Raw genomic sequence first — 16,745 nt, 5'->3', positions numbered from 1 at the left:
AAAATATTGTTAGCTAGGAAAACTGTCGAAATCTTTCAAAAAAATTGCCCAAGCACAAAAGCAAACGGGCGATCCCAGGATCGCCCGTGTTAGCAAGCAAGTGACGCTTTAGCGCTGCGCATTAACGGTGGATTTCACCAGCCGCCACATGCTCCAGGCACCGAAACCGCGTCTGGCCCAGCGCACCAGCATATTAGGATGGCGAACGCTCCAGATAGCCATTGCGCTACTGCCTACCAGCGCCCATGAGCGCAGGCTTAACAGCGTGTTCCAGCCGCGATCGTAAGCGCCGGTGGCTTCAAGCCAGTCCCGGCGTCCGGCGGTGAGATCCAGACGTTGCTGCTGGATCATGCTGAGCAATTGCGCTTTACGCTTCAGACGTTCGGCTTTGCTGCTCACGATTTATCGTCCTCCAGCAAGGCGCGATCGTTCGACAACTCCTGGCGTGTGTGACGCAGCAGTGTCGAGGCCCGCGCTTTACGCAGTGTCGAAATGCCGCCTATCAGCGCCAGCACCAGTAACACTACGGTGGTTGCAATCATCACATTCAAGCGATATTGCGGATCGACGGCCCAAATAATTAGCACCATCAGACTCATCAGGCCAAATGCGGCGAAAAGCATGGTCAGCCCCACCATCAGGAGCAGCTGGAATAAGTTGGCTTTCTCTTCTTCAAGCTCAACAACCGCCAGCCGCAGGCGGGTCTCAACCATTTCAACCAGAATGGTCAGCATACGCTGACCAATCCCGAGCGCGCTTTTGCCAGGCCCTTGCGCGTATCGTGAATCCGCCATATCAGCGACGCGACATCAGAACGCCTAACACCACGCCGATTGCGGCGCCGATGCCAACGCTGGCCCACGGATTATCACGCACGTACTCGTCGGTACGGGCAGCGGCTTCGCGGGTCTGACGAGCAATAACATCGCCGGTATCGCCCAGGCGGTCGCGGCTGTTACGCAGCGCTTTTTCCGCTTTGGTACGCAGCTTGCTCAGCTCTTCTTTCGATTTTTCACCAGAATTACCCAGCACTTCTTCCAGGGTGTCCGCCAGCGATTTCAACTCAGCGCGCAGATGGTCAGCATTATCTTTCGACATAATTCTCTCCAGGTGAGTGTGTGGTCATTTCCATTTAATCAGTAGTCACGCGCTTCAAGAGATTTCAGCTCCTGCTGAGCCTCTTTCAGCTTGTGCTCTCGCTTGTGAATCTTGTCCGCATCGCCTTTCTCTTTCGCTTCGCTCAGGTCACGACGGCGCTCGGCAATCTCTTCTTTCTGTTTAGCGATTTTCTTCTGATGCGCAGCACGCAGCTTCTCATCAGAACAGTTGGCGCGAACTTCGCGCAGGGCTTTATTCAACCCGTCAATACGGCTCTGATTGTTATGCTTTTCGGCATAGCTGATTTCGCGTTGGATCTCATGCTCTTTTTCCTGACACGGTGAAGCAGCATGGGAAAAAGCGCTAACAGAAAAAAGAGCCAGCGCCATAGCGATGCGGTTTTTCATAATCGATAACCTTCCGTTGTTAGCTGGCGAAACAGGGTACGCCAGCATCCAGTTACGTAATGTGAACCCTGGTCCCGTTACTCAAGCATAGTTAAGTAACGGCTAAACACCAAAGTTAGTGAAAAGATTCAGAATCCTGGAGAGGTTAGCCGAATCTGTGTGTGCTGTTGCGCAGGCGGTTAAGCCACGCAGAAGTTTGGGTGTCGGCATCATCCTGAGCGGCAATGACATACCCCTGGGGGAGAGTGCGATCCAGCACGGCCTTGGCGGCGGCGCTCTGCTCGCTGGAGTCGAATTTAATCAGCAGGGTGTCATCCTGCGGGGTGATGCTTTTAAAGTGAATGCCGTTGGCGTCGAGATGATGCCAGATGGAGAATCCATCCGGCACGGTAATGTTTTGCGTCAGCGGGCGGATCGCAAGCGTCGACTCGCGATTTTGCACCGCCGTCCAGGCGAGAAACAGCACGCAAAAGAGCGCCGCAGCAGTGAGGCTTGTAAATACCCAGCGCAGAAAAGGCGCACGCAGTTCCATTGTCTTTTAGCTCCGATTGCTATGTTTTTTCTTCCACAACACCACCAGCGAGCCCACCAGGCCAATCACCAGCAGCACCACCGGAAGCAGCATCAAACAGGACATCAACGCATCTTCATACTTTTTAAACACCGGCGTGATGCCCAACAGGTAACCCAGCGTTGTCAGGATCAGCACCCACAGCAGGCCGCTCATCCAGTTGAAAAATTGAAAACGCGTATTGCTCAGACCAGAGAGTCCGGCAATAGTTGGCAGCAATGTGCGAACAAATGCGATAAAGCGCCCGACTAACAGCGCCGACAGCCCATGTTTATGGAACAGATGGTGCGCGCGCTGGTGGTAGTGTGCCGGAAGATGAGAGAGCCATTTCTGCACCAGCCGCGTGTTGCCAAGCCAGCGCCCCTGAATGTAGCTCAGCCAGCAGCCTGTACTTGCAGCGACGGTAAGCAGTAACAGAGTTTGCGGATAGCCCAGCGCACCTTTGGCAATCAATACGCCAACCAGCACCAGCAGGCTATCACCGGGCAGAAACGCCGCCGGCAGCAAACCGTTTTCCAGAAATAAAATGACAAATAAAACGAAATAGAGCATGCCGATCATGCCAGGCTGCGACAGCGTCTCAAAATCCTGGCTCCAAAGGGCGTGAAGTAACTGGCTTAAAAGTTCCATTCGGTGTTCCTGGTACATCGGTTTACGTCACGTCTGCTACGTACGAAACAGCACGGCGATACGTTCTCATACATTATGGTCGCTCGTGGCACATCCGGTGCAGGGGTCATCCTGGTGAGGCGCTGTGAGCAAGCGCTGACTCACACAGAAGCGAAATGCATCCAATTGTAACAAAGGCTGAGGTAATGCGTCAGTCAGAAAAGCGCTCAGAAGTGATTTTGCCGGGGGAAGGCGGAAAGAGGCGAGGGTATTTACACACGCTGACACTCTATACTTTTCACTTACCCAAAATTCTTACAGGCGCGGTGTAAGTGCGCGCCTGTAGAGGATTTTTTATTTCGTGCCGTTAGCCGCCGTATCGAGATGAACGACCGGGTTATCGGCGAAGAGGTAGCGGTCGGCATTGAACTCAAAGTCGTCGCTGGTTTCGTTAAACAGCATCTGTTTGGTGTTCTCCAGGTGCTGCCACATCGCCAGCTTCGCGCCGTGGGGATCTTTACGGATCAGCGCTTTCAGGATCTGGTCATGATCGTCACACCAGTTATCAACGGTGCGCAGATCGATATGGTCGTGCAGTTTCTTCCAGTAGGGGTTGTGCACGCGCTGTGTCCACATCTTTTCAACGATAGCGGCCAGGGCCGTATTCTGCGTTGCCAGCGCCACCTGTACGTGGAACTGCAAATCCCATTCAGAGTCGCGAAAACACTTCTCTTTGCGGGCTTTGTCCTGGATCTCCATCAGCTTCATGATGTCCTGCTTCGTCACCTGCGTAGCAGCGAACTCCGCGATATTGCTCTCAATCAGCTGGCGCGCCTGCAGCAGCTCAAAAGGACCGTAGCTGGCGAACTCAAGATTCTCATCCGGCGCTTGTGTATGGCGCGCCTGGTTGGAGATAACGTGAATGCCGGAGCCTTTACGCACTTCGACATACCCCTCCACTTCGAGCATGATGATCGCTTCACGCACCACGGTCCGGCTGACGCTTTTCTCATCGGCGATAAAGCGTTCGGCGGGCAGCTTCTCTCCCACAAGATAAACGCCTTGCTCAATCCGGCTTTTAAGCTCGGCGGCAAGTTGCTGGTAGAGACGTCGTGGTTCGGAGATTTCCATACAAGCTCCAGAGGAGAGGGCAATAATGGGATTTGTTATACCACTTTTAGTGCCTTCTCACCATTGTCAATAACGAAAAAGCCGCCCTCAGGCGGCTTTAAATAGTTTTAAAAAAAGCGGGGCTAACTTTGTGCGGCGGGCGAGCCGACAGCCTGCTCTTTTGCTACCTCTTCGGCAGATTTGTTTTTCAGCACCGTCCAGATGAGCACCGCGCCCATCAGGTCAAACAGCGCCAGTACCGCGAACAGCGGGCTAAAGCCGATGGTATCTGCCAGCGCACCCACTACCAGGGCGAACATGGTGCTTGCCATCCATGCCGCCATCCCGGTCAGACCGTTGGCAGTTGCCACTTCGTTACGACCAAACACGTCGGAAGAGAGCGTAATCAGCGCGCCGGAGAGAGACTGGTGCGCAAAGCCGCCGATACAGAGCAGGCCAATCGCCACATACGGGCTGGTGAAGAGACCAATCATGCCTGGGCCAATCATCAGCAGCGCGCCCATGGTGACCACCATTTTACGCGAGACAATCAGGTTCACGCCGAAGATGCGCTGGAACAGCGGCGGCAGATAACCGCCCACAATACAACCGAGATCCGCGAACAGCATCGGCATCCAGGCGAACATCGCAATCTCTTTCAGGTTAAAGCCATACACTTTGAACATGAACAGCGGGATCCAGGCGTTAAAGGTACCCCAGGCTGGTTCAGCCAGAAAACGCGGCAGCGCGATACCCCAGAACTGGCGGGTGCCAAGGATCTGGCGAACGGACATTTTCTTGCCGTTGTTGGTCTGGTGCTGTGCTTCCTGACCGCCAATGATGTATTCACGCTCCTCTTCGCTCAATTTTTTCTGATCGCGCGGGTGCTTATAGAAGATGAGCCAGGCCATCGCCCAGATAAAGCTCAGTACGCCAGAGATAACGAACGCCATCTCCCAACTGTGCATAACGATTGCCCATACCACCAGCGGCGGCGCAATCATCGCGCCAATCGATGAACCGACGTTGAAGTAGCCGACGGCGATGGAGCGCTCTTTTGCCGGGAACCATTCGGAAGCCGCTTTCAGGCCTGCCGGGATCATCGCCGCTTCAGCTGCGCCCACGGCGCCGCGTGCCAGTGCCAGACCGCCCCAGCTGCCTGCCAGTGCGGTGGCACCGCAGAAGATAGCCCAGGTAATTGCGAAAAAGGCGTAACCAATTTTGGTGCCCAGAATGTCGAGGACGTAGCCCGCAACCGGCTGCATGATGGTGTAGGCCGCAGAATAGGCCGCGATGATATACGAATATTGCTGAGTCGAGATGTGTAACTCTTCCATCAACGTCGGAGCGGCTGCCGCTATGGTGTTACGTGTCAGGTAGCCAAGCACGGTGCCGACCGTCACCAGTGCTATCATGTACCAACGTAATCCTTTGATTTTACGCATGTAAACCTCATCGTTATGTTATTACCGCTTGCGCGGACACCCTTCGCTCGCATCGGAGGGTGGAAACGGGAGGGCGTAAACGGAAAGAGGTTCCGCTACGGCCCAAGTCTGCCATCAGTAAACGTTCTGTTTGTAAGTCGGCGTCCGTACCGTTAATTCCGATTAACGTCTTATCGGGAATGCATTCCGTCGGGTTATCAATTCGACGGCAGCAAGATAACTTGTCATACAACTTGAAAAGGTGAGTGACATCACAAAAGTGTTTTTCTTTGTGTGGTCTTTAGCTCCGGCGCGGAGAGCCAGATTTGGCGCGGCCTGGCGGGCGGTTTAACCAATTAGCGTGTCAGTTTTTGTCTGCTTTTATTGATCCAACTCACGAAAATACCTTCGGTCTATAGAAATTGGTGTGATAACTTTGACAGCATTAAGGTAGACATCAGACGCACTCGTTGAGAGGAAGACGATAATGACCCCGTTTATGACCGAAGATTTCCTGCTAGATACCGAATTTGCCCGCCGTCTGTACCACGACTACGCCAAAGACCAGCCGATTTTCGACTACCACTGCCACCTGCCGCCGCAGCAGATCGCGGAAGATTACCGTTTCAAAAACCTGTATGACATCTGGTTGAAAGGTGACCACTACAAGTGGCGTGCGATGCGCACTAACGGCGTGCCGGAGCGTCTCTGCACCGGCGATGCGTCGGATCGTGAGAAGTTTGACGCCTGGGCGGCGACCGTACCGCACACTATTGGCAACCCGTTATACCACTGGACGCATCTTGAGCTGCGCCGCCCGTTTGGTATTACAGGTAAGCTGCTGTCGCCTGCTACGGCTGATGAGATCTGGGAGCGTGGTAACGCACTGCTGGCGCAGGATAGCTTCTCCGCACGCGGCATCATGCAGCAGATGAACGTCAAAATGGTCGGCACCACCGATGACCCGATTGACTCCCTGGAGCACCACGCGGCCATCGCCAAAGAGACGACTTTCAGCACCAAAGTGCTGCCGAGCTGGCGTCCGGATAAAGCCTTCAATATTGAACAGGCGACCTTTAACGACTACATGGCGAAACTGGGTGAAGTCTCTGATACCGAGATTCGCCGCTTTACCGATCTGCAAACCGCGCTGACCAAACGCCTCGATCACTTTGCCGCGCATGGCTGTAAAGTCTCTGACCACGCGCTGGACGTGGTGCTGTTTGCCGAAGCATCTGAATCAGAGCTGGACGCCATTCTGGCGCGTCGCCTGGCGGGTGAAACGCTGAGCGAAAAAGAGGTGGCGCAGTTTAAAACTGCGGTGCTGGTATGGCTCGGCGCGGAGTATGCCCGTCGCGAATGGGTACAGCAGTACCACATCGGCGCGCTGCGTAATAACAACCAGCGTCAGTTCAAACTGCTCGGCCCGGATGTCGGCTTCGACTCCATCAATGACCGTCCGCTGGCGGAAGAGCTATCCAAACTGCTGAGCAAGCAGAATGAAGATAACCTGCTGCCGAAAACCATCCTTTACTGCCTGAACCCGCGCGATAACGAAGTGCTGGGTACGATGATCGGTAACTTCCAGGGGGAAGGCATGCCGGGCAAAATGCAGTTCGGCTCCGGCTGGTGGTTTAACGATCAGAAAGATGGCATGGAGCGTCAGATGACCCAGCTTGCGCAGCTTGGCCTGCTGAGCCGCTTTGTCGGCATGCTGACCGACAGCCGCAGCTTCCTCTCCTACACCCGTCATGAATATTTCCGCCGCATCCTCTGCCAGATGATTGGCCGCTGGGTTGAAGCGGGCGAAGCTCCGGCTGACATTCAGCTGCTGGGTGAAATGGTGAAAAACATCTGCTTTAACAATGCGCGTGATTACTTCGCGATTGAACTGAACTAGGGCCGTTTGAGGTTGATATGCAATACATCAAGATCCATTCGCTGGATAACGTCGCAGTAGCGCTGGCCGATCTTGCTGAAGGCGCGGAAGTCGTTATCGACAACCAGACCGTACAGCTGCGCCAGGCCGTATCGCGCGGGCATAAGTTTGCGCTGCACACCATTAAGCAGGGCGAAAACATTGTTAAATATGGTCTGCCGATTGGTCATGCGACGTCAGATATCGCGTCGGGCGAGTATATCCATTCCCACAATGCGCGAACGAACCTCAGCGATCTGGACGAGTATAGCTATCAACCTGATTTTCAGGATGAGGGCAGTCAGGCGGGCGATCGTGACGTGCAGATCTACCGCCGGGCAAATGGGGAAGTAGGGATCCGTAATGAGTTGTGGATCCTGCCGACGGTCGGCTGCGTGAATGGCATCGCCCGTCAGATCCAGAACCGCTTTCTGAAAGAGACCCATGACGCCGAAGATATCGACGGCGTTTACCTCTTCAGCCACACCTACGGCTGTTCACAGCTGGGCGACGACCACATCAATACGCGCACCATGCTGCAAAACATGGTGCGTCATCCGAATGCGGGCGCGGTGCTGGTGATTGGCCTTGGGTGTGAAAACAACCAGGTTGACGCTTTCCGTCAGACGCTGGGTGAATTTGATGCTGACCGCGTCCACTTTATGGTCTGCCAACATCAGGACGACGAAGTGGAAGCGGGGCTTGAGCATCTGCATGCGCTCTATGAGGCGATGCGTAACGATAAGCGCGAGCCGGGTAAACTGAGCGAGCTGAAGTTTGGGCTGGAGTGTGGCGGCTCTGACGGGCTTTCCGGTATTACCGCCAACCCGATGCTCGGCCGCTTTTCTGATTATGTGATTGGCAACGGCGGCACCACGGTGCTGACCGAAGTGCCGGAGATGTTCGGCGCTGAGCGCATTCTGATGAGCCATTGCCGTGACGAAAGTACCTTTGAGAAGACCGTGACCATGGTTAACGACTTCAAACAGTACTTTATTGCCCACAATCAGCCGATCTATGAAAACCCGTCACCGGGCAACAAAGCGGGCGGTATCACGACGCTGGAAGAGAAGTCACTGGGCTGTACGCAGAAAGCGGGTGCCAGCCAGGTGGTTGATGTGCTGCGCTACGGCGAGCGTCTGCAAACCCACGGCCTCAATCTGCTGAGCGCGCCGGGCAACGATGCGGTCGCGACCAGCGCGTTAGCCGGTGCCGGCTGCCATATGGTGCTGTTCAGCACCGGTCGTGGGACGCCCTACGGCGGTTTTGTGCCGACAGTGAAAATCGCCACCAACAGTGAGCTGGCGGCGAAAAAGAAACACTGGATCGATTTTGATGCAGGTCAGTTGATCCACGGCAAAGCAATGCCGCAGCTTCTGGAGGAGTTTGTCGATGTGATTGTTGATATCGCTAACGGCAAACAGACCTGCAACGAGAAAAATGATTTCCGTGAGTTAGCCATCTTCAAAAGTGGTGTAACTTTATAAATCGCACTGAGGTGCACTAAGCAAAGCGGCGCTACCCTGACAGCGCCGCTTTTTTTTGCCTCTCCGCCGCTTAACTACGCAGCGCGTTCTTTACCAGACGCTCATCTTCCGCCTGACACACCGCAGCGCTAAACAGCACATCGGTTGAGGAGTTAAGCGCGGTTTCGCAGGAGTCCTGCAACACGCCGATGATAAAGCCGACCGCCACCACCTGCATCGCGACATCGTTGGAGATACCGAACATGTTGCAGGCCAGCGGGATCAGCAGCAGCGAGCCGCCCGCCACACCGGATGCACCGCAAGCACAGAGGGACGCCACCACGCTCAGCAGCAGCGCCGTCGGCAGATCGACCGTAATGCCCAGCGTATGCACTGCCGCCAGCGCCAGCACGGTAATGGTGATCGCTGCGCCCGCCATATTAATGGTTGCTCCCAGCGGGATGGAGACGGAGTAGGTGTCGCGATCGAGATTGAGCTTTTCACATAGCGTCATATTGACCGGGATATTCGCCGCCGAGCTGCGGGTGAAAAAGGCCGTTACGCCGCTTTCGCGCAGGCAGGTAAAGACCAGCGGGTAGGGGTTGCGCCGGATCTTCCAGTAGACCAGCAGCGGGTTAATGACCAGTGCGACAAATGCCATGCAGCCCACCAGTACCACCAGCAGTTGCGCATAGCCTAACAGCGCGCCGAAACCCGACGTGGCAAGGGTCGAGGAGACGAGACCGAAAATGCCAATCGGCGCAAAACGAATCACGATCCGCACCATAAAGGTGACGGCGCCCGACATATCCTGCACCATTTTTTTCGTCGTCTCACTGCTGTGACGCAGGGCAAAACCCAGCCCGACGGCCCACACCAGGATACCGATATAGTTTGCTTCCATAATTGCCGTCACCGGGTTGGCGATCATGCTGGTCAGCAAGCCGCGCAGCACCTCAATAATGCCGGAGGGCGGCGTAATATCGCTGGCGCCGGGTACTAACTGCAAAGTGGAGGGGAAGAGGAAACTGGCTAGCACGGCGGTAAGTGCAGCGGTAAAGGTACCTAATAAATAGAGCACCAGTACCGGACGAAGGTGAGTGCGCTGGCCCTGCTGGTGTCCGGCAATAGAAGCCATCACCAGCATCAATACCAGCACCGGCGCAACGGCTTTTAAGGCGCTGACAAATAGCGTACCGAGAATACCGGTGGCGATGGCGGCGGGCGTTGAGATCCACGCCAGTAAAATCCCGAGAATAAGGCCAAGAAGAATCTGTTTCACCAGGCTGCCATCAACGAAACGCTGTAGCAACCCCGCGGAGCGGTGTGTTGTCATGCCATTTTCCTTTCATGTTGTGGAATCACACCCCGCTGCTCTTTTAAACAGAGCTTTGTCAGGATGTAACAATTGTTTGCTGAAAGGAGTATATGAACTCTGCGAGAACAGGGAAGAGAGAGATTTCTACTTTTACGCTCTGGCGCGTCTTTTTCATTTTTGCTGTCGGCATTTTGTGACCAGCACGACAGGGCGTGGTAAATCGCCGCTCGCCGGGGTGGCAGAGCGGCGATTTACGGCTTACGCGCGATTTTTCTTGTCGTTCTGGTAGTTGACCCAGCTATTAATCAGCAGCGTCAGCACCAGAATACCGCCCACCACGCCAAGGGAGATGGCAATCGGGATATGGAAGAAATCGACGATTAGCATCTTAATACCGATAAACACCAGAATTACCGACAGTCCATATTTAAGCATTGAGAAGCGCTCCGCCACGCCTGCCAGCAGGAAGTACATCGCGCGCAACCCCAGAATGGCAAACAGATTAGAGGTAAGGACGATAAAGGGATCGGTGGTGACGGCGAAGATCGCCGGGATGCTGTCGACGGCAAAGATCACATCGCTCAGCTCCACCAGAATCAGCACCAGCAGCAGCGGTGTGGCATACAGCAGACCGTTTTTGCGCACAAAGAAGTGCTCACTTTCGATGCTGTCGGTCATGCGCAGATGGCTACGTAGCCAGCGCACCACCGGTTTATCGCCAATGCCCTTCTCATCCTCTTTCGCCAGCGCCATCTTCACGCCGGTAAAGAGCAGGAAAGCACCAAAAACGTAGAGCAGCCATGAGAACTGGGTAATCAGCCAGCTACCGGCGAAGATCATGATGGTACGCAGCACGATCGCCCCAAGCACGCCGTAGATCAGTACCCGGCGTTGCAACGCCGCAGGGACGGCAAAGTAACTAAACAGCATCAGCCAGACGAAGACGTTATCTACCGCCAGGGCTTTTTCAATCAGATAACCGGTCAAGAACGCCAGCGCCTGGGTATCTGCGACCGCGCGCCCTTCGGTTTGCGTCAGATACCACCAGAAGGCGGCATTAAACAGCAGCGACAGGCTAACCCACACCACTGACCACACGGCCGCCTGCTTCATGGTCATCGTATGCGCGCCGCGACGCCCCTGAAGCAGAAGGTCGATCGCCAGCATCATTACCACGGCAACGGCGAAAACGCCCCATAACATCGGTGTGCCAACACTATTCATCAGCAGATCCTCACGCAAACAAAAACGGCCAACGTCAGAAGACGTTAGCCGCTTGCCTGGTGCAGGGGGATCTCGCCTTCCGGCAAGGTCTCACTTACGTCGATAACGACGCCCGGCGACCGGGTGCTTAACGCACCGTAATGACGACCCACCGGCGAAGAAGTTACTCCCCTTTGCTGGTAACAAATTATGTCAACACATTGAGCTGGTCAATGTGTCGCCAGCGCTTCTTACGAAGCTTTACGCAGGGAGCTGGGCGCTGACATCATCGGCCGGGAAGACGACGCCGGTCTGGCGGCGGATCTCCGTTTGCAGTTTCGCTGTAATGCGGCTGACGGCAAGTCCCGGGTGATTCACCTCATTCTCCTCCACCAGCCGCGCGAAGGTTTCGGCTTCATACAGCATGGTGTTGATATGCTGCGGCTGGGTCAGCTCCTGCGCTTTGCCGCCGCGCGGGATAAAGGCGAGCTTCTGGCACTCGGAAATCTTTTCAATCACCAGCGAACCCGCTTCGCCCTGAATCTCACTCGCCAGCACCGAATCGCTCACTTTCGAGTGTTGCAGCGTGACGCTGAAATCGCCGTAATTCATCACTACAACGCCGTGTGCATCGACACCGCTTGCGAGCAGGCTCGCTGAAGCCTGCACGCTGTGCGGTTCGCCCCACAGTGCTACCGCCGAGGCGAGGCAGTAAAAGCCGATATCCATAATCGACCCATTAGAGAACGCAGGGTTGAAGGTGTTGGGGTTTTCGCCGTCGAGAAAACGCTGATAGCGCGACGAGTACTGACAGTAGTTAATAAAGGCTTTACGCAGCTTGCCCGCTTTCGCCAGCGACTGTTTCAGCACCAGGAAGTTCGGCAGGCTGGCGGTTTTGAAGGCTTCAAACAGCACCACCTGATTTTCACGGGCGCAGGCGATGGCGGCTTCCACTTCACGCAGGTTTGAGGCCAACGGTTTTTCGCAGATCACATGCTTTTTATGGCTGAGAAACAGCTGCGTCTGGGAAAAGTGGAGGGAGTTGGGGCTGGCAATATAGACCGCGTCAATTGCATCGCTCTGCGCCATCTCTTCAAGTGAGGTAAAGAGATGCTCGACAGGGTAGTCGGTAGCGAAGGTTTGCGCCTGTTCAAGGCTGCGGGAATAGACGGCGGTAAGTCTGTATTTGCCCGTTTCATGGGCGGCATCGACAAACTGGCGCGAGATCCAGTTCGTCCCTATGACAGCGAAACGTATCATAAAGGCGCTACTTCTCCGTTAAAGGGTTCCGCTGTCACTCTAGCACGTCAACATGACAAAACCAGTGCGCTGGCGCGCATGCTTAGCGTAAGGCGAGATGGGTCAACCACAGCCTGGTATCGAACTCAAGCTGGTGGTACTGCGGCTCCATATGGCAGCAGAGCTGATAAAAGGCTTTGTTATGCTCTTTCTCGCGCAGGTGCGCCAGTTCATGCACCACAATCATGCGCAGAAAGGCTTCCGGCGCATCGCGGAAAACGGTGGCGACGCGAATCTCCGCTTTCGCTTTCAGCTTGCCGCCCTGCACGCGGGAAATGGCGGTGTGCAGGCCAAGGGCATTATTGAGCACATGAATTTTACTGTCATACATCACTTTATTGATCGGCGCGGCGTTACGCAGGAACTGGTTTTTCATCTCTTGCGTGTAGTGATAGAGCGCTTTATCGGTCGTTACACCGTGGCTGTCGGGGTAGCGTTTTGCCAGCACCCCGCCCAGACGGTTCTGCTCAATCAGCGTATGTACCTGCGCCAGCAGGGATTCAGGATAGCCCTGAAGATAGGTGAGGGTCTTCATGGTGAAATGTGTTTACATCCTTACGTAATTGAGCGATAAAACGCGCGAATTTTAGCATTGCGGAGGGTCGATGAGCCAGGTTGAGTTAAACGGACAGTCATTCACTTTAGACAGATTCCCTGTCGGCGTGGAAGAGGCGTCGCTACAGGCGTGGGATGCAGCAGATGAGTATCTTCTGCAACAGGTGGATGCGGTCGATGGCCCGGTTCTGATCTTCAACGACAGCTTCGGCGCGCTGGCCTGTGCGCTGGCGGCCCATCATCCGGTGTCGATTAACGACTCCTTTATTGCCGAGCTGGCAACGCAGCATAACCTGCGCATTAACGATCTGGATGAAGAGGCGGTCATCTTTCAGGATTGCCTCAGCCCGCTACCGGCCAATCCGGCTTTAGTGCTGATTAAAATACCCAAACAGCTGGCGCTGCTTGAACAGCAGCTGCGCGCCCTGCGCGAGGTGGTTACGCCGCAGACGCGGATTATCGCCGGTGCGAAAACCCGTGATATTCACAATTCGACGATGGCGCTGTTTGAAAAGATCCTCGGCCCGACTACCACTACGCTGGCATGGCGCAAAGCGCGCCTGATCAACTGCACCTTTAACGCTCCCGCGCCTGTTGAAACCTCGCTGCTGGCAAGCTGGAAGCTGGATGGTACGCCCTGGACCATTCATAACCATGCGAATGTTTTTTCCCGCAGCGGGCTGGATATCGGCGCACGCTTTTTCCTGCAACATCTGCCGGAAAATGTCGAGGGCGAAATGGTCGATCTCGGCTGCGGCAATGGCGTGATTGGCCTGCAACTGCTGGCCAGCAACCCGCAGGCGCAGGTGCTGTTTGTTGATGAGTCGGCCATGGCGGTCGCCTCTTCGCGTCTGAACGTGGAGAGCAACCTGCCGGAGGATGTGGAGCGCTGCGAGTTTATGATCAACAACGCGCTCTCCGGCATTGAGCCGGATCGCTTTGCGGCGGTGCTCTGTAACCCGCCGTTTCATCAGCAGAGCGCCATCACCGATCACATTGCCTGGCAGATGTTTAACGATGCGCGCCGCTGCCTGAAGTATGGCGGTGAATTACGTATTGTCGGCAATCGCCATCTCGACTATTTCCGCAAGCTCAAACGCGTGTTTGGCAATTGCGAAACCGTGGCGACCAACAATAAGTTCGTGATCCTCAAATCGGTTAAAGTGCGCAAAAAGCGCTAACCGACCGTGCCATCAGGCGCCTTGCCGGATGGCGGCTCACGCCTTATCCGGCCTACAACGTCTCAGAATCTGTAGGCCTGATAAGCGCAGCGCCATCAGGCGCTTTGCCGGATGGCGGCCTACAACGTCTCAAACCCCGTAGGCCTGATAAGCGTAGCGCCATCAGGCATTTTTTAAATGGTTAACGCCAGTTGCGTGCCCTGGGCTATCGCCCGGCGGGCATCCAGCTCCATCGCCACATCGCAACCGCCAATCAAATGCACCGGTTTACCGGCTTCGCGCAGCGGTTCGGCCAGCTCGCGCCGCGGCTCCTGTCCGGCGCAGATCACCACATTATCCACCGCCAGCACCTGCGGCTCGCCGCCGACCAGAATATGTAAACCCTCATCGTCGATCTTCTGATAGCTCACCGCCGGGATCATCTTCACACCGCGCGACAGCAGCGTGGCGCGGTGGATCCAGCCGGTGGTTTTCCCCAGCCCATCGCCCGGCTTGCTGGCTTTGCGTTGCAGCATCACAATCTGCCGCGGGCTTTTCGGCAATTGCGGCCCTTCCGGACGCAAGCCGCCGACCTCATTCAGGCTGGTATCGATGCCCCACTCAACGCAGAATTCAGCGATATTCTGGCTGGTCGACTCCCCCGGCTGGCTTAAATAGACCGCGGTATCAAAGCCGATCCCGCCGCAGCCGACGATCGCCACGCGTTCACCGACTGGCGCTTTATCGCGCAGCACGTCGAGATAGTTCAGCACCTTCGGATGATCGATGCCGTCGATAAGCGGCATGCGCGGCTCAATGCCGCAGGCGAGGATCACCTCATCAAACAGCGTCAGCATACCGGGATCGACACGTTGATTGAGGCAAAGTGCGACGCCGGTTTTGTCGATCATTCGCCGGTAGTAACGCAAGGTTTCATAAAACTCCTCTTTACCGGGGATCTGTTTGGCGACGTTAAACTGCCCGCCGATCTCTGCCTGCGCATCAAACAGCGTTACGCTGTGCCCGCGCGCGGCGGCATTCACTGCAAAAGCCAGCCCGGCAGGGCCTGCGCCAACCACCGCGAGGTTTTTTTTCTGCTCTGCCGGGAAGATCGGCATCAGCGTTTCATGGCAGGCACGCGGGTTGACCAGGCAGGAGGTCACTTTGCCGTAAAAGATCTGATCCAGACACGCCTGGTTGCAGCCAATACAGGTGTTGATCTCCTCTTCCCGGCCGCTCTGCGCTTTGCTTAACAGCTCCGCGTCGGCGAGGAAAGGGCGCGCCATCGACACCATATCGGCATCGTCACGCGCAAGGATCGCTTCGGCCACCTGCGGATCGTTAATGCGGTTGGTGGTGATCAGCGGGACGTTGACTTTGCCTTTCAGCTTGCGCGTCACCCAGCTAAACGCCCCGCGCGGCACCGGTGTGGCAATGGTTGGGATCCGCGCTTCATGCCAGCCGATCCCGGTATTGATAAGCGTGGAGCCCGCCGCTTCAACGGCCTGTGCCAGCGCAATGGTCTCATCCAGCGTGCCGCCGCCCTCCACCAGATCGAGCATCGACAGGCGATAAATCAGGATGAAGTTCTCCCCGACGCGCTCGCGGATCGCCCGCACCACCTCGAGGGGAAAACGCATTCGGCGAGCGTAATCACCGCCCCATTCATCTTCACGCTGGTTGGTACGCGCGGCGAGAAACTGGTTAATCAGATAACCTTCCGAACCCATCACCTCGACACCGTCGTAACCGGCCTGTTGTGCCAGGTGCGCGCAGCGGGCGAAATCCTCAATCAGGCTTAGAATTTCATCATGGCTTAGTTCGTGAGGTTTGAAGCGATTGATCGGCGCCTGAATGGCGGAAGGGGCGACCAGGTTGGGCTGAAAACTGTAGCGCCCGGTATGCAGGATCTGCAGTGCGATTTTGCCCCCCTCCTGATGCACCGCATCGGTAATGTGCCGATGGTGCGGCAGTTGGCTGATATCGTTCAGCACCGCGGCACCCTCCATTGTCACGCCGGAAAGAGCGGGGGAGATGCCGCCCGTGACAATCAGCGCCACGCCATGACGGGCGCGCTCGGCATAGAAGGCCGCCAGCCGCTCTGGGCCGTCCGGGCGCTCCTCCAGACCGGTGTGCATCGACCCCATCAGTACACGGTTTTTAAGCTGGGTAAAACCCAGATCCAGCGGGGCGAACAGTGACGGGTAGTGGCTCATGCTCTCTTCCAATGTAAAATTATTGTTATGTGGTCGGATGAGTTCTACTGTAGCCGCCGCGACAACAGAAGGGAAAAGCGGGAGCGAATGATTGTGATGGGATTCAAAAAAGTGCGGGCAGAGGACATGCCGGATGGCAGCTACGCCTTATCCGGCCTACGGTGAGTGCGGTTTGTCGGTGCGGTAAGCGAAGCGCCATCGGGCATAAGGCCGGATGGCGGCTGGCGCCTTATCCGGCCTACGGTGAGTGCAGTTTGTAGGCCCGATAAGCGAAGCACCATCGGGCAAAAGGCCGGATGGCGGCTACGCCTTACCCGGCCTACGGTGAGTGTGGTTTGTAGGCCCGATAAGCGAAGCGCCATCGGGCAAAAGGCCGGATGGCGGCTACGCC

The 16,745-nt window shown here is 55.9% G+C and carries 16 protein-coding genes; 3 read left to right on the top strand and 13 right to left on the bottom strand.

What is annotated here, in order from left to right; translation table 11 throughout:
* Positions 1-108: 108 nt before the first annotated feature.
* The 8 genes from SOM48_RS11525 to SOM48_RS11490 all read right to left on the bottom strand — a co-directional run bounded on the left by SOM48_RS11525 (position 109) and on the right by SOM48_RS11490 (position 5,240).
* Positions 109-399, bottom strand: coding sequence for a YqjK-like family protein (locus tag SOM48_RS11525; RefSeq protein WP_042715463.1), 291 nt, complete (start codon positions 397-399; stop codon positions 109-111).
* Entirely contained in the window at positions 396-794 is a 399-nt protein-coding gene (locus SOM48_RS11520) for a phage holin family protein (protein WP_034813644.1), read from the bottom strand. The genes SOM48_RS11525 and SOM48_RS11520 overlap by 4 nt, the downstream gene beginning before the upstream one ends.
* Before the next feature lies 1 nt (position 795).
* A complete protein-coding gene (locus SOM48_RS11515; protein WP_023480772.1) occupies positions 796-1,098 on the bottom strand; it encodes an ElaB/YgaM/YqjD family protein in 303 nt (100 codons plus the stop codon).
* 38 nt (positions 1,099-1,136) lie between these two features.
* A complete protein-coding gene (locus tag SOM48_RS11510) occupies positions 1,137-1,505 on the bottom strand; it encodes a DUF1090 domain-containing protein (RefSeq protein ID WP_313162026.1) in 369 nt (122 codons plus the stop codon).
* A 145-nt stretch (positions 1,506-1,650) separates the two neighbouring features.
* On the bottom strand, positions 1,651-2,037 hold the full coding sequence (mzrA, locus tag SOM48_RS11505; protein ID WP_023480845.1) for an EnvZ/OmpR regulon moderator MzrA: 387 nt from the start codon (positions 2,035-2,037) through the stop codon (positions 1,651-1,653).
* A gap of 6 nt (positions 2,038-2,043) precedes the next feature.
* Positions 2,044-2,706 (bottom strand): DedA family general envelope maintenance protein YqjA, encoded by a 663-nt coding sequence (gene yqjA, locus SOM48_RS11500; RefSeq protein WP_023481014.1) that lies wholly within the window; start codon positions 2,704-2,706, stop codon positions 2,044-2,046.
* 333 nt (positions 2,707-3,039) lie between these two features.
* On the bottom strand, positions 3,040-3,816 hold the full coding sequence (exuR, locus tag SOM48_RS11495; protein WP_042715469.1) for a transcriptional regulator ExuR: 777 nt from the start codon (positions 3,814-3,816) through the stop codon (positions 3,040-3,042).
* A gap of 122 nt (positions 3,817-3,938) precedes the next feature.
* Positions 3,939-5,240 (bottom strand): MFS transporter, encoded by a 1,302-nt coding sequence (locus tag SOM48_RS11490; protein ID WP_042715470.1) that lies wholly within the window; start codon positions 5,238-5,240, stop codon positions 3,939-3,941.
* Between the two features lie 466 nt (positions 5,241-5,706).
* Between SOM48_RS11490 and uxaC the strand changes: the two genes are divergently transcribed.
* Together uxaC and SOM48_RS11480 are read left to right on the top strand one after the other, a co-directional pair.
* On the top strand, positions 5,707-7,119 hold the full coding sequence (uxaC, locus tag SOM48_RS11485; protein WP_042715472.1) for a glucuronate isomerase: 1,413 nt from the start codon (positions 5,707-5,709) through the stop codon (positions 7,117-7,119).
* A gap of 17 nt (positions 7,120-7,136) precedes the next feature.
* On the top strand, positions 7,137-8,624 hold the full coding sequence (locus tag SOM48_RS11480; protein ID WP_320511978.1) for a UxaA family hydrolase: 1,488 nt from the start codon (positions 7,137-7,139) through the stop codon (positions 8,622-8,624).
* Positions 8,625-8,694: 70 nt separating this feature from the next.
* Here SOM48_RS11480 and sstT read toward each other — a convergent pair whose 3' ends face one another.
* From sstT to SOM48_RS11460, 4 genes are all read right to left on the bottom strand, one after another.
* Positions 8,695-9,939: a serine/threonine transporter SstT gene (gene sstT / locus SOM48_RS11475; RefSeq protein ID WP_320511977.1), complete on the bottom strand. Its 1,245-nt coding sequence runs from the start codon at positions 9,937-9,939 to the stop codon at positions 8,695-8,697.
* Between the two features lie 240 nt (positions 9,940-10,179).
* Entirely contained in the window at positions 10,180-11,145 is a 966-nt protein-coding gene (locus tag SOM48_RS11470; RefSeq protein ID WP_094422183.1) for a TerC family protein, read from the bottom strand.
* A 240-nt stretch (positions 11,146-11,385) separates the two neighbouring features.
* Positions 11,386-12,384, bottom strand: a complete 999-nt coding sequence (locus SOM48_RS11465; RefSeq protein ID WP_320511976.1) for a Gfo/Idh/MocA family protein — start codon at positions 12,382-12,384, stop codon at positions 11,386-11,388.
* An 82-nt stretch (positions 12,385-12,466) separates the two neighbouring features.
* Positions 12,467-12,958, bottom strand: a complete 492-nt coding sequence (locus SOM48_RS11460; protein WP_320511975.1) for a M48 metallopeptidase family protein — start codon at positions 12,956-12,958, stop codon at positions 12,467-12,469.
* A 70-nt stretch (positions 12,959-13,028) separates the two neighbouring features.
* Between SOM48_RS11460 and rlmG the strand changes: the two genes are divergently transcribed.
* The gene (rlmG, locus tag SOM48_RS11455; protein ID WP_313162022.1) at positions 13,029-14,159 is read left to right on the top strand and encodes a 23S rRNA (guanine(1835)-N(2))-methyltransferase RlmG; all 1,131 of its coding nucleotides are present in this window, start codon (positions 13,029-13,031) and stop codon (positions 14,157-14,159) included.
* A gap of 173 nt (positions 14,160-14,332) precedes the next feature.
* Here the strand turns inward: rlmG and SOM48_RS11450 are convergent, their stop codons facing one another.
* Complete coding sequence (locus SOM48_RS11450; RefSeq protein ID WP_320511974.1) at positions 14,333-16,354, bottom strand: NADPH-dependent 2,4-dienoyl-CoA reductase; 2,022 nt, start codon at positions 16,352-16,354, stop codon at positions 14,333-14,335.
* Positions 16,355-16,745 lie beyond the last annotated feature (391 nt).

The organism is Kosakonia sp. CFBP8986 (assembly GCF_034044935.1).
GTDB lineage: Bacteria > Pseudomonadota > Gammaproteobacteria > Enterobacterales > Enterobacteriaceae > Kosakonia > Kosakonia cowanii.
This window is presented reverse-complemented; position numbering and strand designations above follow the sequence as displayed.